The sequence below is a fragment of the Moellerella wisconsensis ATCC 35017 genome (genome assembly GCF_001294465.1).
GTDB lineage: Bacteria > Pseudomonadota > Gammaproteobacteria > Enterobacterales > Enterobacteriaceae > Moellerella > Moellerella wisconsensis.
This window is the reverse complement of record NZ_LGAA01000006.1, coordinates 71,875-96,135: the sequence shown is the minus strand read 5'-3', so window position 1 is coordinate 96,135 and position 24,261 is coordinate 71,875. Positions and strand designations below refer to the sequence as shown.

The 24,261-nt window shown below is 37.3% G+C and carries 24 protein-coding genes; 19 read left to right on the top strand and 5 right to left on the bottom strand.

Translation table 11 applies throughout. The features are described from left to right. From fdxH to selB, 5 genes are all read left to right on the top strand, one after another. Complete coding sequence (gene fdxH / locus M992_RS02915) at positions 1-945, top strand: formate dehydrogenase subunit beta (RefSeq protein ID WP_053907251.1); 945 nt, start codon at positions 1-3, stop codon at positions 943-945. Further along, the gene (fdoI, locus tag M992_RS02910; protein ID WP_047255878.1) at positions 942-1,595 is read left to right on the top strand and encodes a formate dehydrogenase cytochrome b556 subunit; all 654 of its coding nucleotides are present in this window, start codon (positions 942-944) and stop codon (positions 1,593-1,595) included. Before fdxH ends, fdoI begins: the two co-directional genes overlap by 4 nt. A gap of 199 nt (positions 1,596-1,794) precedes the next feature. Beyond that, entirely contained in the window at positions 1,795-2,730 is a 936-nt protein-coding gene (gene fdhE / locus M992_RS02905) for a formate dehydrogenase accessory protein FdhE (protein WP_047255877.1), read from the top strand. A gap of 26 nt (positions 2,731-2,756) precedes the next feature. After that, a complete protein-coding gene (gene selA / locus M992_RS02900; protein WP_053907250.1) occupies positions 2,757-4,172 on the top strand; it encodes an L-seryl-tRNA(Sec) selenium transferase in 1,416 nt (471 codons plus the stop codon). A gap of 66 nt (positions 4,173-4,238) precedes the next feature. After that, complete coding sequence (gene selB, locus M992_RS02895; protein ID WP_053907249.1) at positions 4,239-6,107, top strand: selenocysteine-specific translation elongation factor; 1,869 nt, start codon at positions 4,239-4,241, stop codon at positions 6,105-6,107. Positions 6,108-6,223: 116 nt separating this feature from the next. Here selB and M992_RS02890 read toward each other — a convergent pair whose 3' ends face one another. Then, on the bottom strand, positions 6,224-6,652 hold the full coding sequence (locus M992_RS02890; protein ID WP_053907248.1) for a TOBE domain-containing protein: 429 nt from the start codon (positions 6,650-6,652) through the stop codon (positions 6,224-6,226). Between the two features lie 1,033 nt (positions 6,653-7,685). Between M992_RS02890 and M992_RS02885 the strand changes: the two genes are divergently transcribed. The 3 genes from M992_RS02885 to M992_RS02875 all read left to right on the top strand — a co-directional run bounded on the left by M992_RS02885 (position 7,686) and on the right by M992_RS02875 (position 11,104). Next, positions 7,686-8,696 carry a zinc-binding alcohol dehydrogenase family protein gene (locus M992_RS02885; protein WP_053907247.1) on the top strand — a complete coding sequence of 337 codons (1,011 nt, stop codon included), beginning with the start codon at positions 7,686-7,688 and terminating at the stop codon, positions 8,694-8,696. A gap of 368 nt (positions 8,697-9,064) precedes the next feature. Continuing rightward, positions 9,065-10,231, top strand: coding sequence for a nucleotide sugar dehydrogenase (locus tag M992_RS02880; protein WP_053907246.1), 1,167 nt, complete (start codon positions 9,065-9,067; stop codon positions 10,229-10,231). Between the two features lie 180 nt (positions 10,232-10,411). Continuing rightward, on the top strand, positions 10,412-11,104 hold the full coding sequence (locus M992_RS02875) for a lipopolysaccharide core heptose(II) kinase RfaY (protein ID WP_072165912.1): 693 nt from the start codon (positions 10,412-10,414) through the stop codon (positions 11,102-11,104). 115 nt (positions 11,105-11,219) lie between these two features. Here the strand turns inward: M992_RS02875 and M992_RS02870 are convergent, their stop codons facing one another. After that, positions 11,220-12,083, bottom strand: a complete 864-nt coding sequence (locus tag M992_RS02870) for a YicC/YloC family endoribonuclease (protein ID WP_053907244.1) — start codon at positions 12,081-12,083, stop codon at positions 11,220-11,222. A 134-nt stretch (positions 12,084-12,217) separates the two neighbouring features. Between M992_RS02870 and rph the strand changes: the two genes are divergently transcribed. Together rph and pyrE are read left to right on the top strand one after the other, a co-directional pair. Next, complete coding sequence (gene rph, locus M992_RS02865; RefSeq protein WP_053907243.1) at positions 12,218-12,931, top strand: ribonuclease PH; 714 nt, start codon at positions 12,218-12,220, stop codon at positions 12,929-12,931. Between the two features lie 91 nt (positions 12,932-13,022). Then, positions 13,023-13,664, top strand: coding sequence for an orotate phosphoribosyltransferase (gene pyrE, locus M992_RS02860; RefSeq protein WP_053907242.1), 642 nt, complete (start codon positions 13,023-13,025; stop codon positions 13,662-13,664). An 82-nt stretch (positions 13,665-13,746) separates the two neighbouring features. Here the strand turns inward: pyrE and slmA are convergent, their stop codons facing one another. The 3 genes from slmA to coaBC form a co-directional block, all read right to left on the bottom strand. Then, a complete protein-coding gene (slmA, locus tag M992_RS02855; RefSeq protein ID WP_047255867.1) occupies positions 13,747-14,346 on the bottom strand; it encodes a nucleoid occlusion factor SlmA in 600 nt (199 codons plus the stop codon). A gap of 341 nt (positions 14,347-14,687) precedes the next feature. After that, positions 14,688-15,143, bottom strand: coding sequence for a dUTP diphosphatase (dut, locus tag M992_RS02850; protein ID WP_053907241.1), 456 nt, complete (start codon positions 15,141-15,143; stop codon positions 14,688-14,690). Continuing rightward, entirely contained in the window at positions 15,130-16,335 is a 1,206-nt protein-coding gene (gene coaBC / locus M992_RS02845; protein WP_053907240.1) for a bifunctional phosphopantothenoylcysteine decarboxylase/phosphopantothenate--cysteine ligase CoaBC, read from the bottom strand. The genes dut and coaBC overlap by 14 nt, the downstream gene beginning before the upstream one ends. 176 nt (positions 16,336-16,511) lie before the next feature. On the opposite strand from coaBC, the gene radC reads away from it, so the two are divergent. The 9 genes from radC (at position 16,512) to M992_RS02800 (ending at position 24,259) form a co-directional block, all read left to right on the top strand. Then, entirely contained in the window at positions 16,512-17,177 is a 666-nt protein-coding gene (gene radC, locus M992_RS02840) for a RadC family protein (RefSeq protein ID WP_047255864.1), read from the top strand. Between the two features lie 254 nt (positions 17,178-17,431). Continuing rightward, entirely contained in the window at positions 17,432-17,668 is a 237-nt protein-coding gene (gene rpmB, locus M992_RS02835; protein WP_053907239.1) for a 50S ribosomal protein L28, read from the top strand. 11 nt (positions 17,669-17,679) lie between these two features. Then, entirely contained in the window at positions 17,680-17,847 is a 168-nt protein-coding gene (rpmG, locus tag M992_RS02830; protein ID WP_047255862.1) for a 50S ribosomal protein L33, read from the top strand. A 246-nt stretch (positions 17,848-18,093) separates the two neighbouring features. Further along, positions 18,094-19,149 carry a lipopolysaccharide core heptosyltransferase RfaQ gene (gene rfaQ, locus M992_RS02825; protein WP_053907238.1) on the top strand — a complete coding sequence of 352 codons (1,056 nt, stop codon included), beginning with the start codon at positions 18,094-18,096 and terminating at the stop codon, positions 19,147-19,149. Positions 19,150-19,175: 26 nt separating this feature from the next. Continuing rightward, positions 19,176-20,408 carry an O-antigen ligase family protein gene (locus M992_RS02820; protein ID WP_082335379.1) on the top strand — a complete coding sequence of 411 codons (1,233 nt, stop codon included), beginning with the start codon at positions 19,176-19,178 and terminating at the stop codon, positions 20,406-20,408. A gap of 1 nt (position 20,409) precedes the next feature. Next, on the top strand, positions 20,410-21,366 hold the full coding sequence (locus tag M992_RS02815; protein ID WP_053907236.1) for a glycosyltransferase family 2 protein: 957 nt from the start codon (positions 20,410-20,412) through the stop codon (positions 21,364-21,366). Positions 21,367-21,407: 41 nt separating this feature from the next. After that, positions 21,408-22,532, top strand: a complete 1,125-nt coding sequence (locus M992_RS02810; protein WP_053907235.1) for a glycosyltransferase family 4 protein — start codon at positions 21,408-21,410, stop codon at positions 22,530-22,532. Beyond that, positions 22,525-23,322 carry a lipopolysaccharide core heptose(I) kinase RfaP gene (gene rfaP, locus M992_RS02805; RefSeq protein WP_053907234.1) on the top strand — a complete coding sequence of 266 codons (798 nt, stop codon included), beginning with the start codon at positions 22,525-22,527 and terminating at the stop codon, positions 23,320-23,322. The genes M992_RS02810 and rfaP overlap by 8 nt, the downstream gene beginning before the upstream one ends. A gap of 1 nt (position 23,323) precedes the next feature. Then, positions 23,324-24,259, top strand: coding sequence for a glycosyltransferase family 8 protein (locus M992_RS02800; RefSeq protein ID WP_053907233.1), 936 nt, complete (start codon positions 23,324-23,326; stop codon positions 24,257-24,259). The last annotated feature ends 2 nt before the right edge of the window (positions 24,260-24,261 follow it).

The following is a 24,261-nucleotide window of genomic DNA, read 5'->3' as shown; positions in this document are numbered from 1 at the left end:
ATGTCAATGCAATCTCAAGACATTATTCGTCGCTCTGCCACCAATTCCCTGACTCCCGCGCCTCAGGTGCGGGATTTTAAGGAAGAAGTTGCAAAGCTAATCGATGTAACTACCTGTATCGGCTGTAAAGCCTGTCAGGTTGCTTGTTCAGAGTGGAATGATATCCGCGATAAAATAGGCACAAACGTTGGGGTGTATGATAACCCGACGGATCTTACTGCTAAGTCATGGACGGTGATGCGCTTCTCTGAAGTTGAAGAGAACGGACGCTTTGAGTGGCTTATTCGTAAAGATGGCTGTATGCACTGTGCCGATCCCGGCTGCTTGAAATCCTGTCCTGCTGAAGGCGCGATTGTACAGTACGCTAATGGTATTGTTGATTTTCAGTCAGAGCATTGTATCGGTTGTGGTTATTGTATTGCGGGTTGTCCTTTCGACGTACCGCGCATTAACCAAGAAGATAACCGTGCGTATAAATGTACGCTTTGTGTTGATCGTGTTGATGTCGGTCAAGAGCCAGCGTGTGTTAAAACCTGTCCAACAGGGGCGATTCACTTTGGTAGCAAAGAAGACATGAAAGGCATCGCTAATGAGCGTGTGAATGAACTGAAAACACGAGGTTATGACAACGCAGGTCTGTATGATCCTGAAGGCGTTGGCGGAACTCATGTTATGTATGTTCTGCATCATGCAAATAAGCCGCAGTTGTATCATGGCCTGCCTGAAAATCCGAGCATTAGCTCAACTGTGACTTTCTGGAAAGGCATCTGGAAACCATTGGCGGCAATTGGATTTGCAGCCACCTTTGCGGGTGCGCTCTTCCACTATGTGGGTATCGGTCCTAACCGTGTCTCTACGAAAGAGGAAGAAGAGGCGTTAGAAGATATGCGCCATTCTGCACCTTCAAAAACTGATAAATCAGTTCATGAGGAGGACCAGAAATGATCCCGCAGGATAATGAAAAAATTATTCGTCACAAACCGATTGAACGCATAAATCATTGGTTAGTTGTGATTTGCTTTTTGTTCACGGCTATCAGTGGGCTGGGTTTCTTTTTCCCATCTCTGAACTGGTTTATGAATATTTTGGGCACGCCTCAACTGTCGCGTATTCTGCACCCATTTGTCGGCACGGCGATGTTTTTGCTGTTTATTTTTATGTTCTTTCGTTATTTCAGCCATAACTTCATCAATAAAGATGATATTAATTGGGCAAAAAATATCGATAAAGTTCTGAAAAATGAAGAAGCTGGTGATGTTGGACAGTATAACTTAGGTCAGAAAGGCGTTTATTGGGTTGTCAGTATCTGTCTGCTACTGTTAGCTATCAGTGGTGTCATGATCTGGCGTCCTTATTTTGCTGAATACTTCCCGATCCCTATTATTCGTATCGCGCTATTAGTCCATTCACTTGCAGCGATTGGACTGATCATTACTATTATTGTGCATGCTTATGCGGCAATTTGGGTAAAAGGCTCGGTTCGTGCAATGGTTGAAGGATGGGTAACCCGAGGCTGGGCGAAAAAGCATCATCCACTTTGGTACCGTGAAATTCTCGAAAAAGAGAGAAAACAGCAAGAAGAAGAAAAGAAATAATATTTTCGCCTTCAACATATAATCAATAGCTAAAGGCAGGAATTTCCTGCCTTTTTATATTTTTAAATGATGATTGTTATTATCTCAACAAGATGATATCAATATTAACGTTCGGGTAGCCTCTATAGGGCTTTTGGTCTATCCTGAGCGTAAAAATAATAGTGTGATTGCTAATCATAAAACAAGAAGAGAGAACGCGATGAGTATTCGTATCGTTCCTAAAGAAGAATTAGGTCAAGACAAATTAATCGAAAAAGGGTTGGGTTATATTCCACCAGTATTATTTCCCAATTTAAAAAGTTTATATCAGCGCCGCGCTGAACGGTTAACGGAATTAGCTGAGCAGAATAATCCTTTCGCTAATTATCTTAATTTTGCGGCTGATATCGCGAAAGCCCAGCAAAATGCTCAGCACGATAATCCATTAGAAATCGATATGGATAATATTTTTGCGCAGGCAAAAGGTAGCAATAAACCGCCATTAGACCGTAAAACCTTTTCACGTACAGGGCATTGGCACAAATTACTGCGCTCAATTATTGCTGAGTTATTACCGGTTGTTCCTGAGCAAGTACGCGCTACATTAGAAAATCTGAATAAAGCTTCTGATAACGAACTCGAAGAGATGGCCACGGCGCTGCTTAACGATGATTTTATTAAAGTTTCTTCGGATAAATCTATCTTTATCTGGGCTGCGTTATCATTGTATTGGAGCCAAATGGCATCCTTAATCCCGGGTAAGGCTCGAGCAGAATACGGTGAACATCGTCAATTTTGTCCTGTATGCGGTAGCATGCCTGTTTCTAGCGTAGTACAGATTGGGACATCTCAAGGTTTACGTTATTTGCATTGTAATTTGTGCGAAACCGAATGGCATGTTGTACGCGTAAAATGCAGTAATTGCGAGCAAAGTCGAGATCTTAATTATTGGTCATTGGATAATGAAAATTCAGCGATTAAAGCCGAAAGTTGTGGTGATTGCGGTAGTTATTTGAAAATTCTTTACCAAGAAAAAGATGCCAAAGTCGATGCGGTTGCTGATGATTTAGCCTCAATTATCCTGGATGCGAAAATGGAAGAAGAAGGGTTCGCCCGCAGTAGTATTAATCCATTTTTGTTCCCTGGAGAAGAATAGCGATTAACTCAGAGGAAAACTAGGCTATGGAAAAAAGCATATCTGAAAGTACGCCTGACGTTATCTCAGCGTTATATCGCCAGCTTCCTTCTATTGACAGCCTGCTTTCGCAGGCTGATTTTCAATCTATTATTATCCAAGCCGGTCGGCAGTGGGTCACTGACACTTTGCGTGCAATGCAAGTTGCAGCACGTGAACATATTCAGCATACCGGCCAACTTCCTGCATGGCATTCGAGTTGGCTGACGCAGCTTAATTGTTATTATCAGCAACACATCGAGAGTGCTTTAAAGCCGGTGTTTAATTTGACTGGAACCGTGCTGCATACCAATCTTGGGCGTGCGGTGATGGCTGATGAGGCAGTTGATGCTGTGTCGGAGGTAATGCGTTCACCGGTGACTTTAGAGTATTCGTTATCTGGTGCGCAGCGTGGACATCGTGATAGGGCTCTGGCCGATTTATTGTGCCAGCTCACGGGGGCAGAAGACGCGTGTATCGTAAATAATAACGCGGCTGCGGTATTATTATTACTTGCTACGCTAGCTCACGGGCGGCAAGTAGTGGTTTCTCGCGGTGAACTGGTGGAAATCGGGGGGGCGTTTCGTATTCCTGATGTAATGCAACAAGCGGGCTGTCAACTGGTTGAAGTTGGTACGACTAATCGCACTCATTTGCGTGATTACCAGCAAGCTATCACCGAACAAACGGCATTGCTAATGAAGGTGCATACCAGTAATTACAGTATCCAAGGCTTTACCGCCGAAGTTGGTAGTGAAGAGCTTGCCGCATTAGGCCGCCAATATCAGTTACCGACCGCTATCGATTTAGGCAGTGGTTCAATGATAGATATGACTGCATATGGCTTGCCTGCTGAACCGATGCCAAAAACTTATTTAGCCCAAGGCATTGATTTAGTATCAATTTCTGGTGATAAACTGCTTGGTGGTCCTCAAGCGGGTATTATTCTGGGTAAAAAACAGTGGATTGATGCCATTCAACGTCATCCATTAAAGCGGGCATTGCGGGTCGATAAAATGACATTGGCGGCGTTAGAGGCGACGCTAAAATTATATCTTAACCCTCACAAACTTACGCAGCGGCTACCAACGTTAAAATGGCTGACACGCCAACAAGATGAAATTAAAGCCTGCGCTGAGCGCTTATTGCCCCCATTACTCGCGATTTATGGTGATCGGTTTGAGGTCGCTTCTGCATCTTGTTTATCTCAAATTGGCAGCGGTTCATTACCTATCGATCGATTACCGAGTTGGGCAATTACTTTTGCGCCTCTAGAGGGTCGTGGCAGTGCGTTAGAGAAATTAGCAGCGCAGTGGCGAGAGTTACCCAAGCCGATAATTGGACGGATAAATGACGGGCGTTTATGGCTCGATTTGCGCTGTCTCGATAATGAAAATGATTTTTTACAGGCTCTATTGCGATAGCATTGTTTAGACGCAATTAATTGAATAGAAATCCAGTATATAGAGTGTTCAGATAGGTCGTGTTAGATGATATTTGCAACAGCCGGTCATGTTGACCACGGAAAAACCTCATTAATCCAAGCGATAACCGGGGTGAATACCGCACATTTACCCGAAGAAAAAAAACGGGGTATGACCATCGATCTCGGCTATGCCTATTGGCCGCAAGCTGATGGATCATCGATTGGTTTCATTGATGTACCGGGACATGAAAAGTTTTTAGCCAATATGTTAGCGGGAATTGGCGGTATCTCACATGCCTTGCTGGTGGTTGCATGTGATGATGGCGTGATGGCTCAAACCTTAGAGCACCTATCAATTCTACGCTTAGCTGGCTGTCCAAATATTACGGTTATTTTAACGAAAGCAGATAAAGCCTCCGCTGAGCAAATAGAAATGGTTCGGCAGCAATGTTTAGCTCTGCTTTGGCAGCACGGTTGGGATAATTGCCCACTATTTGTAACCTCGATAGCAGATAAGCAGAGTATCAGTGAACTGCGTAGCCACCTCCAATTGTTACACCATCAGCATGATAATTCACTCAATACCGATAAGCGTTTTCGATTAGCGATTGACCGCGTCTTTAGCGTTAAAGGTGCTGGGCTAGTGGTTACTGGAACGGCCTTAGCAGGAAATGTGCAGGTTGGTGATAATCTGTGGCTTACTGGGGTAGATAAACTCGTTCGTGTGCGTGGATTACATGCTCAAAATCAAGTGGTCGAATCCGCGCAAGCGGGTGATCGAATTGCATTAAATATTGCTGGGGATATCGATAAAGATCAAGTTTCACGTGGTGAATGGCTATTAGCAGAGCAACCCCCGTTTATGGCGAGCCGAGTATTGGTTGAATTACAGGCCGATGAGGGATTAAAAAATTGGCAGCCATTGCATCTTTATCATGGTGCTAGCCATATAACTGGACGAATTGCTTTGCTTAATCATAGCGATGATATCCCATTTTTAGCTGAACTGGTTCTAGATACGCCATTGTGGCTGGCTAATAACGACCGATTAATTCTGCGTGATATCAGTGCTCGTCATACTTTGGGCAGTGGGCGGGTTATCCAGCTACAATCGCCTCGGCGTGGTAAACGACGCCCAGAATTTCTCAGTTGGCTAACTCAGCTGGCGACAGCGACAGATCCGTTATCCTTGCTGAAACTGCAATTTCCGCGCGGTGAATTAAATATTCAGGAGTATGGTTGGGCTTGCCAACTCACTGAAACAGCATTGACGACACTGTTATCTCAAGTTGATATTGTACAGACGGGAGACATTGTCTTATCCCGTACAAATGCGCAATTCGCTAAACAGCGTTTAATTAGTGTGTTAAGTGATTACCATCAAACGCATATGGATCAAATCGGTGTAGGACGTGCTCGCTTAAAACGAATGGCCTTACCGACATTTAATGATCAGCTAATTTTCATGTTAATTAATGAGTTACTTGATGAAGGTGAGATTATCCAAACTCGCGGCTGGTTGCATATGCCGGAGCATGGAATTGAGTTTGATGCCGAGCAACAGCGCTTATGGCAACAAATCATACCATTGTTCTCCACCCCGGAACCTTGGTGGGTGCGAGATTTGGCCAGTAAACTTAATATCGATGAAGCGACTATACGCAACGTATTAAAAAGAGCGGCGCAATTGGGGTTCGTCACCGCGATTGTCCGAGACCGCTATTATAGCTCAGAACATATTGCCCAATTTACCCGAATTATTATGAAGTATACCAAAGACAGTGGGGCGATTAATGCGGCTAATTTCCGTGATGAATTAGGTGTCGGGCGAAAATTAGCGATTCAGATCCTTGAGTTCTTTGATAAAACCGGTTTTACTCGGCGCAAAGGCGATCAACATTTTCTGCGAGATAAAGGGCTGTTTATTGAGTAAAAAATTAGGCCAGCGGATTATGTGGTAATAATTTAACTCTACTTTCCAGCATACTCTCAAGCAGATGATTAATGACCACCGTCCGCTGACTATTTTGTAAAATTAAGGATTAGCGATTATTTTTCTGTCGCTAACATAACGCTCGAAGCCTTAATCAAGGCAATAATATCTACACCTTTGGTCAATTGCATTTCTTGCAGGCTTTCATTAGTGATGATAGCCGTTAGCGCCATACCTTTATCCGTGACTAAATGGATAGTGCTATTTACCGCCCCTTCAATCACATGAGTCACTTTACCGTTAAATTGGTTACGCGCTGAGAAAATCAAACCACAGTCTGGTTTGGCTAGCACGACCCAAGGCGCTTTAATAATCGCAATAGCGGTTTTACCCACACTAAGACCCAGTGTTTTACAACTTTCTTGGGTAATAACGGTTGTGAGCTGCTCGCCTTCTCCCAGTGTGAGTACGATTTCATTATTCACTGAGCCGAGTTTAATGCCGCTAACTGAACCTGTTAATTGATTACGCGCTGAGATCTGCATAGGGAGTTCCTCTCTAAAATTATCCGTTAAACATCAACTCGCAGAATGAAATTTGCGCTGAGTTACTGGTTTAAACGAAAATAAATTAAAACTATTTTTTGAGTTATCCAAATGAATGAATCAAAAATAATAGTTAAGTAATAAGAAGTCGCGGCTATTTATGGTGGGCTAGAGACTTCGAGTTATTCAGGATAAGCGAGGATAAAGGTTTATGCTACTAAAGGAGGGGGGGGTTCTACAGTGCGTGGCACAGATCACGTAACAGAAGATAATAGTAAATTAATCAATTTGTTGATTACATCAAACCATAACTCTATTTCTTATAATACGACGGTTATAATTTGAATTATGATTAGATTTGTCGAATCGATTATATTCTGATTAATCCGAAATATCTGCTTAATTAAATGATAATTATCGCTTTAGTTTGTCACAATACGAAAAATTAGAGTTTTATTAGTTTTATCTTCTTACATATTAGACTGGAATTGGAAAAGTTAACTGCTAATATTATTAGCATTATCTGGTGACAGTTACTCACAGATATTTGAATATTTAGACTGAATTATTGCATAGATACGGCGTGTAAATCTTTAGTAGTCAATAACCACTTAATGGATATTGAACAATTTAATTACGGTGACAATACGATAAATCATACTGTCTGACAGCAGTTATACGATTTTATCAATATACAAATAAAGGCGATAAAATAGATCTCCGGCGCTCTGGCCATAGCGGGAAATAAATGGTGATCCGATAATGTGTGCGAAATTTTGTGCCAACTCGGGGGAGACAGGACACCATACCGGCTATGGCTCGAGCGATTACGGGAAATTTGATTAATTATTAATGGCAATGATTACACAGCTTCACTTTATCTTCATTATATCCCTTCATTTATTCTTATTTGCTTTATCTATTATCTATCGTTAAGTTAATAATTAGCTATAGATCTAACTGATAAAACATAAGCAATATCGAATATAACCGCCTGAAATTTTATTGACCTTTAAGGTCAGGGAGTAAAATCATGAAAGCGATTGTTTTTAGTCAACCCGGTCTACCTATTAGTGACAAGCAGGCACTTTACCAAACTGAAGTGCCAAAACCTGAATACGGTGAACGTGATTTATTAGTCAAAATTGAAGCTATTGCGGTTAATCCTGTCGATACCAAAGTCCGACATGGCGACAAACCTGCGACGCCAAGAATTTTAGGCTGGGATGCTTGTGGGCGAATTGAAGCTGTTGGGCGTGATGTTCAGTTATTTAAACCTGGCGATTATGTGTATTATGCCGGGTCTATCGCTCGTCAAGGGTGCTACGCCGAGTATGGTGTGGTCGATGAACGTATTGCAGGGCATAAACCGTCGAGCTTAGATGCTACTCATGCTGCCGCGTTGCCTTTAACATCAATTACTGCATGGGAATTATTATTCGATCGCTTAGGTGCGGTAGAAAACCAAGAGCAAGGTCGCTCATTATTAGTGATTGGTGCTGCTGGTGGTGTTGGCTCAATGTTAATTCAATTAGCCAGTCAATTAACTCAATTGCGGGTTATCGGTACAGCATCAAGGCCAGAAACTCAAGATTGGGTAAAGGCGTTGGGGGCTGATGATGTGATTGATCACTCTAAACCGTTAAAGCCACAATTAGCTACGCTGGGAATTGAAAATGTCGATTATGTGGCTTCGTTAACTCATACCGATGATTATTTTAATCAAATTATTGATATTTTAATACCTCAAGGTAAGTTGGCTTTAATCGATGATCCTAAAGTTTTAGATGTGATGCCAATGAAACGCAAGGCGCTTTCTTTACATTGGGAGTTGATGTTTACGCGCCCAGTATTTCAAACGGCAGACATGATTAGACAGCATGAAATTTTAGACCGAGTTGCGACACTTATCGATAATGGACAGCTAAGAACAACATTAAGTGAAAACTTTGGGCTAATTAATGCAGACAATCTTAGACGTGCACATGCCTTACTCGAGCAAGGCCAAGCGAAAGGAAAAATTGTATTAGCTGGATTTGAATAATTATATTATTTATTAACAAGGGAGCTTAATTGCTCTCTTTTTTATTATTTATCAATATCCGACCCAATAAATTTTTTTCCTCATCTCAAATCTAGCTTCATCATTATAGTTCTATAGGTCAATAAATATTGTTTATAGTGATTATTAGCATAATGATTTCACTTTTATTGATTATTTTGTAGAAAGTCTTACGCATATTTCCGATATAATCCTTCGATAAACTTTGTGCTATATAGCTTTTTTGCGCCGTGCAAAGTATTGCAGGTTATCGCCCTCAGGAATCGATAGAGCAGGGTGTTGGCGTTTATTGATAGGTACCGTTATTGTTATCACCAGTGATCCCTAAGACGGAATTTGAGAGGTTAGTTTTGAAAATTGCTATCGCCGGTACAGGTTATGTTGGCCTGTCTAATGCTATGTTACTGTCGCAGAATCATGAAGTTGTGGCACTCGATATTATCGCCGAAAAAGTGGCGATGCTGAATAATAAGCAGTCACCGATTGTTGATAATGAAATTGAACAGTTTTTACGTGAAAAAAAGCTGAATTTTCGGGCGACGGAAGATAAACAAGATGCATACTTAGGGGCGCAGTATGTGATTGTTGCTACGCCAACAGATTATGACCCTAAATCTAACTATTTTAAAACTACCTCAGTTGAAGCCGTTATTCATGATGTAAATGTGATTAATCCACAAGCGACAATTATTATTAAGTCGACGATTCCGGTTGGGTTTACCGAACGTCTTAAAGCTGAATTTGGTTATACCAATGTGATTTTTTCACCGGAGTTTTTACGCGAAGGTCGCGCTCTGTATGACAATTTATATCCTTCACGCATTGTTGTTGGCGAACGTTCTGAACGGGCTGAAATTTTTGCTAATTTATTGCTAGAAGGAGCAATAAAAAAAGATGTGCCGATATTGTTCACTGACGGTACTGAAGCTGAAGCAATAAAATTATTCGCCAATACTTATTTAGCTATGCGCGTAGCTTATTTTAATGAATTAGATACTTACGCAGAAAGTCGTGGATTGAATGCCCGTCAGATTATTGAGGGAGTCGCACTCGATCCCCGTATTGGCTCCCACTATAATAATCCATCGTTTGGTTATGGGGGCTACTGCTTACCGAAAGACACTAAGCAGTTACTGGCTAACTATGACAATGTGCCGAACAACTTGATTAATGCTATTGTCGAATCTAACCGTACTCGTAAAGATTTTATTTCTGAGTCTATTATTGCTAAATCGCCACGCAAAGTAGGCGTTTATCGCTTAGTGATGAAAGCCGGGTCAGATAATTTTAGAGCATCTGCGGTTCAAGGCATTATGAAACGTATTAAAGCTAAAGGTATCGACGTTGTGGTTTATGAACCCGTATTGAAAGAGCCCGAATTTTTCCGTTCGAAGGTGATTAACGATCTAGAGGCGTTTAAAGCGGAAAGTGATATTATTTTAGCGAATAGAATGGTTCCTGAACTCGAAGATGTGGCAGATAAAGTCTACACTCGTGACCTGTTCGGCAGTGATTAATGGTAAGCATATTATAGAACTAGTGTAATTAAAGAATATATTTAATGTAATAATCGCCTTGGATGTTGAAAAAAACGATTAAGGCGATTTTTTTAGACGAAATGTCTCGTTTAGCTAAGTTTAACTTAAGTTATATTGTTACAGTATCTAGCAAAACAATGGTGATGGCTGGATACAATAGTGAATATATTAAAAACCACAGGTAATGGTTTTACGATTTATCAGAAAGAAAGTGATATAGATTATTTAAAAATTGTTCACGATTATAAATGTGGACAAATCATTGGTCAGCCGTTGAATAGTGGCAATCCACAGCGTTCGGTGGCAAAAATAGTCGTTGATGGTATTACTTACGTTATAAAATGTGAAAAAGAAAGAGATACGAGGTTAGAGAAGCGTATCTCACGATTTTTTTCTGGGCCTTATTATTCTCAATTATTATATCGGGTTACCCGCGCTCAGCATTTAGGTTGTGATATTACTAATGATATTTATTTAGTGGCTGAGAAAGTCAAGTATCGTGAAGCACTAGAGACTTGGATTTTAGCCGAATATGTCGAAGGAACAACGTTATCTGAACTAAAGCATATTAATCAGTACTATGATGAAATTAAAGGCGTAATAAATAAACTACATAGTTATGATTTAGCCTCAAATGATATCCATGCCGCTAATTTTATTTTAACCGAAAATGGTATTAAAATTATTGATTTATCTGACTCGGGTAATCTAGCGCTGTGCCAAGCTAATGATGCCATTGCACTGCAACGTTTTTATGGTATCAATTTGGAATCAAACTCTTGGGCTTTCCAGCTAGTGAAATTAAGAAATGCAATGAGACAATTTTTACGCCGAACTAAAAGAAAAAAATAAGCTCATGATATGCAATATTCGAAGATATAATATCGTCTATAGATTATTAGATTGAAAAGCCAGTAAATATAGATATCTACTGGCTTGGTGATCTGCTCTAAAATACTGAGAAAGCTTATTCGATGTTCTGGATTTGCTCGCGCATTTGTTCAATTAATACTTTTAACTCCACTGCGGAGTTAGTAATTTCACTATTAATTGATTTTGAGGCTAAGGTATTTGATTCACGATTAAATTCTTGCATCATGAAATCTAATCGGCGACCTACTGCTTCTTTCTTTTTCAGAATATTGCGAGTCTCTTTTACATGCGCTTCTAAACGGTCTAATTCTTCGGCTACATCAATACGCTGAGCTAACATAATTAACTCTTGTTCTAAGCGATTATTATCAACCTGAATTTCTGCATCTTCAAATTTAGTCTGTAGACGCTCGCGCTGCCATTTTAAAATTTCTGGCATATGTTTACGAACTTTAGCCACTTCAGTCATTACGCCATCAAGACGTTGTTCTATCAGAGACTGTAATGCACTGCCTTCAGTTTCTCGGCTTTGAATAAAATCATCCAGCGCTAACTCGAGTTCAGCCATTAGCTGTGTACTAATCGCATCAAGATCTTGTTGACCGGCGGACATAACACCCGGCCAGCGTAAAATCTCTATTGGATTAATTTCACCTTCATGGCTGTAATTTTTGACCCAGTTTGCTGCACTAATCAACTGGCGAGCTAATGTTTCATTGAGTACTAGCTGGCCTTGATTGCCAGCATCTAGCTCGAAACGGAGCGAACATTCGACTTTTCCGCGTGTGAGCCTATTGCGTAAACGTTCACGGATCACTGGCTCAAGACTGCGGAATTGTTCGGGAAGTCGAATATAAGTTTCAAGATAACGTTGATTTACGGAACGCAGCTCCCAGGCCGCACTCCCCCATTCACCCTTGATATCACGGCGGGCAAAAGCGGTCATACTACGGATCATAATTCGTTCCTATTGGTTTTTAATGGTAAAAATGATTTCAAGATTATAGCGCTATGCGTTCTGTCAGGATAGGCATTCTCCTCGTAAGGACGTATAATGCTGGCTAAATTCAGATTCAAACCGGAGATAACACGATGCGTCCAGCAGGCAGAACGGCAGACCAAGTGCGCCCAATTAAAATTACTCGTCATTATACAAAACACGCAGAAGGTTCTGTTCTGGTCGAGTTTGGTGACACTAAAGTGTTATGTAACGCTACCGTTGAAGACGGTGTTCCACGCTTTCTTAAAGGCCAAGGACAAGGATGGGTGACGGCTGAATACGGAATGTTACCGCGTGCAACCAATACACGCAATTCGCGTGAAGCGGCGCGCGGTAAGCAAACTGGGCGCACTATGGAAATTCAACGATTAATCGCTCGTTCATTACGTGCTGCGGTTGATTTAAAAAAATTAGGTGAATATACAATTACTGTCGATTGTGATGTTATTCAAGCTGATGGCGGTACGCGTACCGCTTCCATCACTGGGGCTTGTGTTGCTTTAGTTGATGCGCTGAATCAATTAGTTAAAAATAAAAAGTTAGCCTCTAGTCCATTAAAAGCTATGGTTGCAGCTGTATCTGTAGGTATTGTGAATGGCGAAGCTTTATGTGATTTAGAATATATTGAAGATTCAGCTGCTGAAACTGATATGAATGTGGTTATGATGGATGACGGTCGTATGATTGAAGTACAAGGAACCGCAGAAGGTGAACCGTTTAGCCATGAAGAGCTATTAGCCTTGCTAAGTTTAGCTAAAGGCGGCTTAGAGACAATTTTTGATGTTCAGCGAGAAGCATTGAAATAATTCATTTTTAAAAGGCGACTTTAATAGTCGCCTTTTTTATGCCCATAAAATCCCCTAAAAATGATTAAACTGATGTAAAGGAGAGAAACGAATGAAAACCTATCAGCGTGAATTTATTGAACTTGCAATGCAGAAACAGGTACTTAAATTCGGAGAGTTTACGCTGAAGTCTGGTCGTAAAAGCCCTTACTTCTTTAATGCTGGACTGTTTAATACCGGTCGTGATTTAGCGCTTATTGGCCGATTTTATGCGGCGGCATTGCGTGAAAGCGCGATACCTTGTGATGTTATTTTTGGACCGGCTTATAAAGGCATACCCATTGCAACCACCACCGCAGTCGCATTAGCAGAGCACTACGATATTGATATGGCTTATTGCTTTAATCGTAAAGAAGCGAAAGATCATGGCGAAGGGGGCGTTTTAGTCGGCAGTGCATTACAGGGAAATGTAGTTGTTCTTGATGATGTTATTACCGCGGGTACTGCAATTCGTGAATCAATGGAAATTATTAAGCAACATCATGCTTCATTAAGTGGGGTTCTACTTAGCCTAGATCGTCAGGAAAAAGGTCAAGGTGAAATTTCGGCGGTACAAGAAGTTGAGCGTGATTATGGCTGCAAAGTTTATTCGATTATTACGATGAGTGATTTGATTACTTATCTCGAAGAACAGCCTAATATGGCAGAACATTTAGAGGCGATGAAAGCGTACCGCCAACAGTTTGGTGTCTAAGCGTTACAAGAAGAAAAATTCAGAATTAATAGAAAAAAAGCCCTCGCCCAATAACGGGCGGGGTGAGTAGTAAAAGTGGTTATTATTGTAGCTGAGCTAGAATTAATGGCCAGCGTACATCAAATTCTTGGGTTGGTTTATAACGAAACTCAGAGCGTACAAATCGAGAAAGCATACCTTCACAGAAGGCCAATAGTTGCGAGGCCAGCAGTGATTCATCATAGATAAATCCTTCGCCATCGCGTATCTTTTTTTCTTTCAATACTTGTCTTAGTTGCGCTTCTATACGTTCAAACAATTGATTAATACGCCCTTGCAGACGATCTTGTTCAAACATTAGGGCATGCCCTGTCATTATACGGGTTAACCCCGGATTTTTTTCAGAAAAACCTAAAATCAAGACTAAAATAAGACGAATACGTGTGATGGTATCCTTCTCATCTTTTAAAATTAAATTTATCCGAGAAACCAGAGAATCTTCGATAAATTCAATCAAATTATCGAACATTTTTCCTTTGCTGGGAAAATGACGATAAAGTGCAGCTTCAGATACACCCACATTTGCTGCAAGTTTTGCGGTTGTAATCCGTTGATTACCATCACTACTTTGTAACATTTCTGCGAGTGATTGAAGTATTTCTTCACGCCGATTACGTTTTTTGGTTGTTTCTTTCTCTGCCATGTCTGATAAGACCCCTGCTACAACAGCAAAACAAATCAGATATAATTGCTCTGCGCTATTTATGCCTAATGGTTGGTTATATATGCCAACTTTTTGTATTAACTGATTATATTAATCAATTTCACGGATAAATCGCATTAATAAATAGTATTAATTAACAGAGCAAAAATGTTTAAAATCGTTCTTGATACTGCCTATACGTTTAATTATTAGAATTACAAAAGGATAGGAAAGGATTATTTCCCTTACATTCTAAGCTAATTTAGACGGTTAAAGTCCAAAAACCATAGCGATAAATGCCACTGTAATTTGTAGTATGACAGATATAATTTATCGAATATTTACTGGCGGCCTGAATGACCAAATCCTCCCGCCCCGCGTTCTGTTTGTTCAAAATCTTCAACAATATTGAATTCAGCTTGTACTACAGGAACAATCACCATTTGAGCAATTCTTTCGCCGGGCTCGATAGTAAACGGTTCTGAACTGCGATTCCAGACAGAAACCATCAATTGACCCTGATAGTCTGAATCAATCAGGCCGACTAAATTACCGAGAACCACTCCATGTTTATGACCAAGGCCTGAGCGAGGCAAAATGACTGCTGCGTATTGTTCATCTGCGACATGAATAGCTAAGCCTGTAGGCAATAGCTCAGTTTGACCGGGATTAAGAACAACTGCACTATCTAAGCAGGCACGCAAATCCAGGCCTGCAGAACCTGGAGTCGCATAAGTAGGTAATGGAAATTCATTGCCAATACGAGGATCAAGAATTTTTAGGTCAATTTTTTTCATAACGTTGAAGTATCTCGTCAAGTAAACGGTGGCTCAATTCAATTTTACTGCTGTGAGGAAGGAGTACATCACTGGTCTCATCAAACAGATGTAATGCATTATTATCGCTGTTGAAACCTTGATCCGAAAGAGAAACATCATTGGCACAAATTAAATCTAGCTGCTTTTGTTGCCGTTTCTGGCGTGCATAATGTTCTACATTCTGAGTTTCTGCCGCAAACCCTACCACAAATGGCCTATGGGTTGTTAATTTTCCTACGCTGGCAACGATATCCGGATTTTTAACTAAGGTAATACTAATTTCATCACCTTGTTTTTTTATCTTATTTTCAGCAATTTCTTTGGCTCTATAATCAGCAACTGCGGCACAGCCGATAAAAATGTGTTGCTCAGCAATATAGTGATGTACTTGCTGATACATTTCTATAGCACTCAAAATATTAATACGATTAACCTTGGGTGGGGTAGGCAAATTGACTGGCCCAGAAACTAACGTCACATTTGCACCGCGCTCTGCCGCTGCCTGAGCTATAGCGAAGCCCATTTTTCCTGAACTGTGATTGCTAATAAATCTAACAGGATCAAGTTCTTCTCTTGTTGGACCCGCGGTTATCATGATATTTAGACCGACTAAATTTTGCTGCATCGCAAAATATTGGCGTGCATGCTGTACAATATTCATCGGGTCTAACATTCTACCCGGTCCAATATCACCACATGCTTGGCTTCCTTCATCAGGGCCCCAAATTAAATATTGTCGCTGCTGTAATCGATGTAAATTTTCTTGAGTTACTGCCGCGCGGAACATTTGTTGATTCATTGCAGGGACAACGGCAATCGGTGCAGAAGATGCCAGACACACGGTAGTTAACAAGTCGTTGGCCATCCCTGACGTTAGTCTGGCAATTAAATCTGCTGTTGTAGGTGCCAGGATAATCAAATCAGCCCATTTTCCTAGCTCTATATGGCCCATGGCAGCTTCTGCTGCGGGGTCGAGTAAATCATCCGCAACAGGGTGACTAGAAACAGCTTGTAGTGTTAATGGCGTTATAAATGCCTTCGCTGCCTCTGTCATTACAACACGTACAATCGCGCCGTGATCACGTAAACGGCGTACCAACTCTGGCGTTTTATACGCTGCGATACCTCCGCTAATTCCAAGAATGATATGTTTACCTGATAGCTCTGCCATGGTGGTTATCCGAGTAAGTCATGATGCATGTATATTATCACATCCTATAACACAGGTAAGTGCGGACTTACTTGTCATAAAGGCTATTTTTGCGAAGCCTAACGCAAGGTTAATTAACAGTGATTGTGTTTGCCTTTATAGTTGATTAAAAATACAGCGAATTATAAGGGGGATAGATGTTAACCTGGCGAGATCTTAAACCTAGAGAAAAATTATTAAATAATGGTGTCAATTCATTGACCGATGCTGAGTTATTAGCGATTTTTTTACGAACAGGCAGTCAAGGCTTGCCAGTCTTAAAATTGGCTCAAGATCTATTGGATGAATTTGGCTCTTTGTATTTATTAATGATGTCAGATTATCAGAAGATTAAACAACATAAAGGTATGGGAATTTGTAAGTTTACACAATTACAGGCAATTGGTGAGTTATCTCGCCGCTTCTTCTCTGAGCAATTTTTATATGAAGATGTTATGTCGAGTCCTGATTTTTTAAAAACACGCTTAATAGAATTATTTTTTGGTAAAGATAGAGAGGTATTTATTGGTGTTTTTTTGAATAATCAGAATCAAATCATTTGTTATGAAGAAATGTTTAAAGGAACATTGAATAAAGTCGAAGTACATCCGAGGGAAATTATCCGTTTTGCGATTAGAATGAATGCATCTAGCATCATTTTAGCTCATAATCACCCTTCTGGTAATCCAGAGCCGAGTCTAGCAGATAGACGAGTAACTGAACGTATCGATAATGCTTGCTCTTTGATGGGGATAAAATTACTCGATCATTTTGTTATCGGACATAAAAGTTGTGTCTCATTTGCAGATAGAGGATGGCTATAAAATCATTTTTTTGACTAAAAAATGACAACTTTCACTGTTATGCACTTGAGTGAGAACGATTGAGGGCGTATACTACGCCACCTTTGAGGATCTTGGGTTTGGCGAGAAGAGCCTATCTCAGTAAGTTTTTTACTGATGTTGAAGTGAGTCTTTTCAGTCAATAAAAGAAAGTTTGCTGAGATAGGCTCCTAAGCCTGACGAGGCGGCCATACCCAATTCAAAGCTCGAGCTGATTAGATTTTTGGAGAATAGACATGTCACGAGTCTGCCAAGTTACTGGCAAGCGTCCAATGAGCGGAAATAACCGTTCACACGCACTCAACGCGACCAAACGTCGTTTTTTGCCTAACCTGCACTCTCACCGTTTCTGGGTTGAGTCTGAGAAACGTTTCGTAACACTGCGTGTATCTGCTAAAGGTATGCGTGTTATCGATAAGAAGGGCATCGAAACAGTTCTTGCTGAACTTCGTGCCCGTGGTGAGAAGTACTAAGGAGCTGAAAAATGGCTAAAGGTATTCGCGATAAAATTAAGCTGGTTTCTTCTGAAGGTACAGGTCATTTCTATACCACTACGAAAAACAAGCGTACTATGCCTGAAAAACTGGAACTGAAAAAATTTGATCCAGTTGTTCGTAAGCATGTAATCTACAAAGAAGCAAAAATTAAATAATTTTACCTTCTCTGTGAAAACCCAGCCTCGGCTGGGTTTTTTTTTATTAAAAATGATATATAAATACAGAATATTGATATTTTATTATGGAAACTTCTGCTTTTTCTGTCTTTGATGCTATAACCATTGTTCTTAAAATAGTAAGATCAGTATGAGGCATTGAATCTATTGCGATAGACTGTGTTAAAAGTCTATGCATTCTTATCTTAGTTAAATTTAACCAATTTTGATTTTTAAGAGCGTCTGGTGGATAAACAATTTAAAAAAATTCTTGTGATCAAGATGCGATTTCATGGAGATATGTTACTGACAACCCCGATTATCAGTACATTAAAACGTAATTATCCTGAGGCTGAAATTGATGTACTTCTTTATCAGGATACTGCGCCTATCTTATCAAAAAATACTGAAATTCATGCGCTATATGGTGTGAAGGGCAAAAATAGTCATGGCATTGCTAAATTGTTTAATTTTATAAGTTTAGTGAGAAAGTTACGTCGAAATAACTATGATCTAATTGTTAATCTTGCTGATCAATGGATTATAGGTACTCTTATGCGTTTAGTTCCTGCAGAGATGAAAATATCTCAATTTATTGAGCATCGCAATTCTCAATATTGGCATAAAAGTTTCACTCATTTAGTCAATATGTCAGGAGATAATGTTGTTACAAACAATCTCTCTATATTAAAGCCGCTAAAGTTAAAAAAAATATATACTAAAACCACCATGGCATATGATGAGGAAGATTGGCAAAAAATTAACCAACAGTTGATTGAGTTAGGTGTGCATAGCAGCTATGTTGTCATTCAGCCAACTGCACGGCAAATTTTTAAATGTTGGGATGATGATAAATTTTCTCAGGTTATTAATTCATTACAATCACGAGGCTATCAAGTTGTATTAACTTCAGGGCCAAGTAAAGAAGATCTCGCATGTATAAATAATATTGCAAATAACTGTGAAATTGCGCCCGTAACGGCATTGGCAGGAAAAACCTCTTTTGCTGAATTAGGTGCCTTGATAAGTCATGCTGCCTTATTTATTGGCGTAGATTCAGCTCCAATGCATATTGCTGCTGCTGTCAATACACCTATAATATGTTTATTTGGTGCAACAGATCATATTTTTTGGCGGCCATGGAGTGATAATGTTATTCAATTCTGGGCTGGTGATTATGAATCAATGCCACCAAGAAGTGAACGAGATCGTACTAAACGATATTTATCCATTATTCCTGCATCAGATATTATTGCAGCTACAGAAAAAATGTTACCGATGAATATTTATCATTCGGTTTAACTGTTGTAGAGTCTAGAGATTTTATTATGCAAATAAATATACAACGAAGGAAAGTTATAACTTACAAATCATTATTGGACTATTTCGTAGTATTTTTTTTATATTTTTGCTTATCTATTTTTATATTTAATCCGAGATATGCTGCTGAAATTTTCACTCTTATAGGTACATTATCTTTGATCTCATTAACTATAAAAATGGATTTTAGTGAAAATAAAAAATATTTTTTACCGGCAGCATTAATAGGTTATGGAATTATTCAGTTGCTCTGGGCTTATTATTATCAAAAGGATAACTCTGAGTTTTCAGGAACCTATCGTTCATATAAGGATACAGGTAAAATACTTATTATATCTGGTCTAATTATTATCAATATTATTAATGCTAATTTAAAAAAATTAAGTAAATTTAGACAATTATTTCTTATTCCCGCTTTCTTATTATTAGGTTACGCGGCCTATGAAAAAATATATTTTTCTGGTCGTTTAGGTTTGTCCTTTGGTCAGTATGCAACAGCAACTGCTTATTTTATTACATTTTTTTCTATATTTGTAATTGCATCGTTAAAGAATGATATAATTATTAACTTTATTGTGTTTGTTATTTCATTTTATTTGTTGATTTTAACGGAAACTCGAGCTGCAATAGTGTTTTATCCTGTAATCATATGCGCTTTCATTTTATTTAAATTTAGTAATAAATCTAAAAAAATAAAATTTTATTTAGTATTTTTTTTATTAATAGTATTTTCAATAATTACACTTTTAAATAAAGATATTTTAATAAGACGAATGAATAATATAGTAAGTGATATATCTTTATATCAAGAAAAAAGTAATAGTAAATCATCAGTTGGTGCTAGATTAGCTATGATAAGAATTGGTTTAAATACTGGTTATAATAATTTACTAGGGCAATCGTTAGAGCAACGAGATCAAGAAATTAAGGAGCTTGTATTATCTCAACCTCTATTTGAAGGTGGTGCGATATACAGTAATGTTCATCTTCATAATGAAATAGTTGATAACTTTTCTTTAAAAGGATGGTGGGGAGTTCTAGGATACCTAATTTTAATGCTTGCTTTATTTTATGAATCTTATTTGAAGAAAAGTTTAGATCTATTATTATTCTCTATTTCTTCTGCTGTATATGGAATGAGTGATATGATCCTTTATGGAAATAATATGACGTTATCATGGTCGCTATTATTGATCATGATAATTTTTATTACAGAATTAAAGAAAGAAAAGGTAGAATAGAATGTTAACGTATCAAAAAAATATATTATTGAGTATTATAATCCCTGTCTTTAATGGTGAGAGAACTATAATAAAATTACTAGAGAATATACTTAGTATTTCTCCTGAATATGTTGAGTTTATTATTGTAAATGATGGTTCTACAGATAAAACTCATATTATTATAGAGAGTTTTTTTACAGAAAAAAATATAGATAGAAATATATATAAATATTATCAGTTTAATGATAATAAAGGTGTTTCTGCTGCTCGTAATTTTGGATTAACAAAAGTCAAAGGTAATTATATTGGCTTTATTGATAGTGATGATATAATAACAAACGATTACTTTAATTATATTATTCCAGCAATAAAAGAAGATGAGTTTGATATTATTAGTTTTAACTTTATTTATAATAATGAAGTAATGCTACCAAGTAATAATACTAATTTAATAGAGCCTGTTTTTGATATTTGTTACTGGCAACTAGTATCAAGAGTATATAAAAGAAATTTATGGAAAAATGTATATTTAGAGATAGGTCGACATTATGAAGACTTAATATTATTACCTTATATTTATCTTAAAGCAAAGAAAATAAAACATATACCAGAAGCTTTATATATATATAATAAGAATGATAATAGCATAACTCAAAATATAAAAAAAAGTGATGTAAATGATTTGTTTTTTGCTATAAATAAAATGATTTCTTTTATTTATACAGATAAAAATTCTCATAAAAATATAAGTATGTTAATTAATTATTTAATTAATTCTTTTTTCTTGGCAAGAAAATTAATAAAAAAACTGGATGGTTATTATCATTATGATAAAGAACAAACTATGCTTATTAAGCAAATAATTAATTTAGTTAATAGGTATAATGTAAAAATACCAAAATCTAAAAAAAGAAAATTACAATACCTACAGTTAGATACATTTATATCACGTTTAAATAATATAATTTCAAGATAAAAACACGTATACTATATTAAATGATTAGTTTAGGAGCTTAGATGAAAATCGCATTTTGTCTGTATAAATACTTCCCATTTGGTGGATTACAAAGAGACTTTTTGCGTATAGCTTTGGAATGCCAAGCAAGAGGGCATCAAATCCGAGTTTATACTATGTCATGGGAAGGTGATAGACCGGTAGGATTTGAAATTATTTTAGTTCCTATTCAAGGAAGTACTAATCATCGCCGTAATATGGAATTTCATAAATGGGTTTCTAGTCATCTTAAAATGTATCCGGTAGATAGAGTCGTTGGTTTTAATAAAATGCCTGATCTAGATTTTTATTATGCGGCCGATGTTTGTTACGCAGAAAAAGTTGAGCAAGAAAAAGGTTTTTTTTATAAATTAACTGCTCGTTATAAGCATTATTTGCAATTTGAAAAAGCTGTTTTTCAGGCTGGAAAATTAACTAAACTGTTAATGCTAACACCTCATCAAGTCGCTCATTTCAAAAAACATTATCAAACAGAAGAATCTCGTTTCTATATGTTACCTCCAGGTATTGCTGGTGATCGAAAATATGATCAGCAAATTCCAGATGCCCGACGTTTATATCGTGAAAAAAATAATATTCCTCTTGATAGCTTTTTATTATTGCAAGTAGGTTCAGATTTTAAACGTAAAGGTGTTGAGCGAACATTAAATGCACTTGCTTCATTACCTGAAGAAATAAAGAAAAAAACTTATTTGATGGTCGTTGGGCAGGATAAAGCTAAAAAGTATCAGAATATTGCTAGGAAATTAGAAATTCAGTCACAAGTCTCATTTTTTAGTGGTCGTAATGATATTTCTGAGTTGATGGCTGCTGCTGATATTTTAATGCATCCTGCATTGCAAGAAGCGGCAGGTATTGTTTTATTAGAGGCAATTACCGCAGGTTTACCTATTATTGTGACTGATGTTTGTGGCTATGCACCATTTATTCGACAAGCGCAGTGTGGGGCAATTATTACTGAGCCTTTTGCACAGGAAAATTTGAATAAAATATTATTAACTTGTCTACAAGATATATCGCTTCTCGCTAAGTGGTCAGAATGTGCTCGTCATTTTGCGGATACAGAAGACTTATATAGCTTACCTGAAAAAGCCGCTGATATTATTTTAGGAGAGCAAAATGATTGAGTTAAAATCACCATTTAGTGAATTGTGGAAAAACAAAGATCCTTTTATTGAAGCTGAAAAACTAACTGGTGAAGTTTTTCGCCAGTTAGAAACACGCAAAACCTTACAATTTGAATTAGGGAATAAAAGTTATTTCATTAAAATTCATTACGGTACAACTTTAAAAGAAGTATTAAAAAATTTAGTGTCGTTTAGATTACCTGTATTGGGTGCGGATCGAGAATGGAATGCGATTCATCGCTTAGAGAAAATCGGTGTTGATACTATGAATGGCCGTGCTTATGGTCAAAAAGGTTTTAATCCATTACGTCGTCATTCATTTATTATAACTGAAGCTTTGGTACCGACAATTAGTTTAGAGGATTTTTGTAAGTCATGGTGTTATCAGCCACCATTATTTAATACTAAGATATTAATTATTCGACGTATTGCTGAAATGGTAAAAAAAATGCATGCTGCTGGAATTAATCATCGAGATTGTTATATCTGTCATTTCTTGCTGCATTTACCCTTTGATGGGATTGAAAATAATCTGAAAATTTCAGTGATTGATTTACATCGAGCTCAAATAAGAAAGTCAGTCCCTCGGCGATGGAGAGATAAGGACTTAGTTGGGCTTTATTTTTCCTCTCTAACAATTGGATTAACTGATAGAGATAGATATCGTTTTATGAAGATATATTTTAATAGTAGCTTGAAAGATATCTTTAATAAAGAAGAATACTTGATAAAAAAAGTACATAAAAAAGCAGATAATATTAAAGAAAGAACATTAAGGAAAGGATTATAAAATGGATACTATACATATAGCATATTGTGCAGATGAAAACTATTTAGAATATCTCTCTGTATCTTTAATGTCTGTTTTATTAAATAATAAAAAAAATAAAATACATTTCCATTTGTTTCTTTACAATGTATCTAATGATGGGTGTGAAAAATTAAAATCTATAGATGCGGATATCAGTATCTATAGTATAGATAATTCATTAATGAATAAATATGATCAAAAGTTCACAATAAAACATCTTAATATGTCTACATATATGAGACTTATTGTTCCTAGAATGTTATTTGGAAAAGTGGATAAATTTATTTATTTAGACATTGATACATTATGTTTTTCAGATTTATCAGATATTAATAATATAGATATATCTAAGGTAGTCTGTGCAGCATCATCTGATAGTAATAACAATGAAAAAAATAGTAATATAATAAGATTAAAATTAAAAAATAATTTTTATTTTAATGCTGGATTTTTATATATAAATATAAATAATTGGATGAAATATAATATTGAAGATAAAGTAAATGAGATCGTTTTAAATAAAAAATTTGACCTTGTTTATTATGATCAGGATGCTTTAAATCTTGCTTTAGAAGATTATGTAATTAGCATTGATAAGTCTTGGAATTATTTATATACATGGATGAGTTTAGATGAAAAAGAAAACTATTTTTTTGATGATAATAAATTACCTAAAATAATACATTTTACAGGTGGTAGAAAACCTTGGTATAAAGAGCATTCTGGATTATCACAAAATTTATTTATATTTTATAAGCATTTTACACCATGGAAAAACACTAAATTAAGAAGTTATAAATCTAAAATGAAAAATAGTGATAATAGAGTTTATGCTAGAGAGGCTTTTCAGAAAAAAAATATTATGTTGAGTATTAAATATTATTTTATATATTTATATAATAAAGTAATAAAGTAATA

Bases quoted from the DNA above. Each gene is read 5' to 3' on its own strand.
- fdxH (WP_053907251.1), top strand. From the start codon at position 1: ATGTCAATGCAATCTCAAGACATTATTCGTCGCTCTGCCACCAATTCC.
- fdoI (WP_047255878.1), top strand. From the start codon at position 942: ATGATCCCGCAGGATAATGAAAAAATTATTCGTCACAAACCGATTGAA.
- fdhE (WP_047255877.1), top strand. From the start codon at position 1,795: ATGAGTATTCGTATCGTTCCTAAAGAAGAATTAGGTCAAGACAAATTA.
- selA (WP_053907250.1), top strand. From the start codon at position 2,757: ATGGAAAAAAGCATATCTGAAAGTACGCCTGACGTTATCTCAGCGTTA.
- selB (WP_053907249.1), top strand. From the start codon at position 4,239: ATGATATTTGCAACAGCCGGTCATGTTGACCACGGAAAAACCTCATTA.
- M992_RS02890 (WP_053907248.1), bottom strand. From the start codon at position 6,652: ATGCAGATCTCAGCGCGTAATCAATTAACAGGTTCAGTTAGCGGCATT.
- M992_RS02885 (WP_053907247.1), top strand. From the start codon at position 7,686: ATGAAAGCGATTGTTTTTAGTCAACCCGGTCTACCTATTAGTGACAAG.
- M992_RS02870 (WP_053907244.1), bottom strand. From the start codon at position 12,083: ATGATCCGTAGTATGACCGCTTTTGCCCGCCGTGATATCAAGGGTGAA.
- rph (WP_053907243.1), top strand. From the start codon at position 12,218: ATGCGTCCAGCAGGCAGAACGGCAGACCAAGTGCGCCCAATTAAAATT.
- pyrE (WP_053907242.1), top strand. From the start codon at position 13,023: ATGAAAACCTATCAGCGTGAATTTATTGAACTTGCAATGCAGAAACAG.
- slmA (WP_047255867.1), bottom strand. From the start codon at position 14,346: ATGGCAGAGAAAGAAACAACCAAAAAACGTAATCGGCGTGAAGAAATA.
- dut (WP_053907241.1), bottom strand. From the start codon at position 15,143: ATGAAAAAAATTGACCTAAAAATTCTTGATCCTCGTATTGGCAATGAA.
- coaBC (WP_053907240.1), bottom strand. From the start codon at position 16,335: ATGGCAGAGCTATCAGGTAAACATATCATTCTTGGAATTAGCGGAGGT.
- radC (WP_047255864.1), top strand. From the start codon at position 16,512: ATGTTAACCTGGCGAGATCTTAAACCTAGAGAAAAATTATTAAATAAT.
- rpmB (WP_053907239.1), top strand. From the start codon at position 17,432: ATGTCACGAGTCTGCCAAGTTACTGGCAAGCGTCCAATGAGCGGAAAT.
- rpmG (WP_047255862.1), top strand. From the start codon at position 17,680: ATGGCTAAAGGTATTCGCGATAAAATTAAGCTGGTTTCTTCTGAAGGT.
- M992_RS02820 (WP_082335379.1), top strand. From the start codon at position 19,176: ATGCAAATAAATATACAACGAAGGAAAGTTATAACTTACAAATCATTA.
- M992_RS02815 (WP_053907236.1), top strand. From the start codon at position 20,410: ATGTTAACGTATCAAAAAAATATATTATTGAGTATTATAATCCCTGTC.
- M992_RS02810 (WP_053907235.1), top strand. From the start codon at position 21,408: ATGAAAATCGCATTTTGTCTGTATAAATACTTCCCATTTGGTGGATTA.
- rfaP (WP_053907234.1), top strand. From the start codon at position 22,525: ATGATTGAGTTAAAATCACCATTTAGTGAATTGTGGAAAAACAAAGAT.
- M992_RS02800 (WP_053907233.1), top strand. From the start codon at position 23,324: ATGGATACTATACATATAGCATATTGTGCAGATGAAAACTATTTAGAA.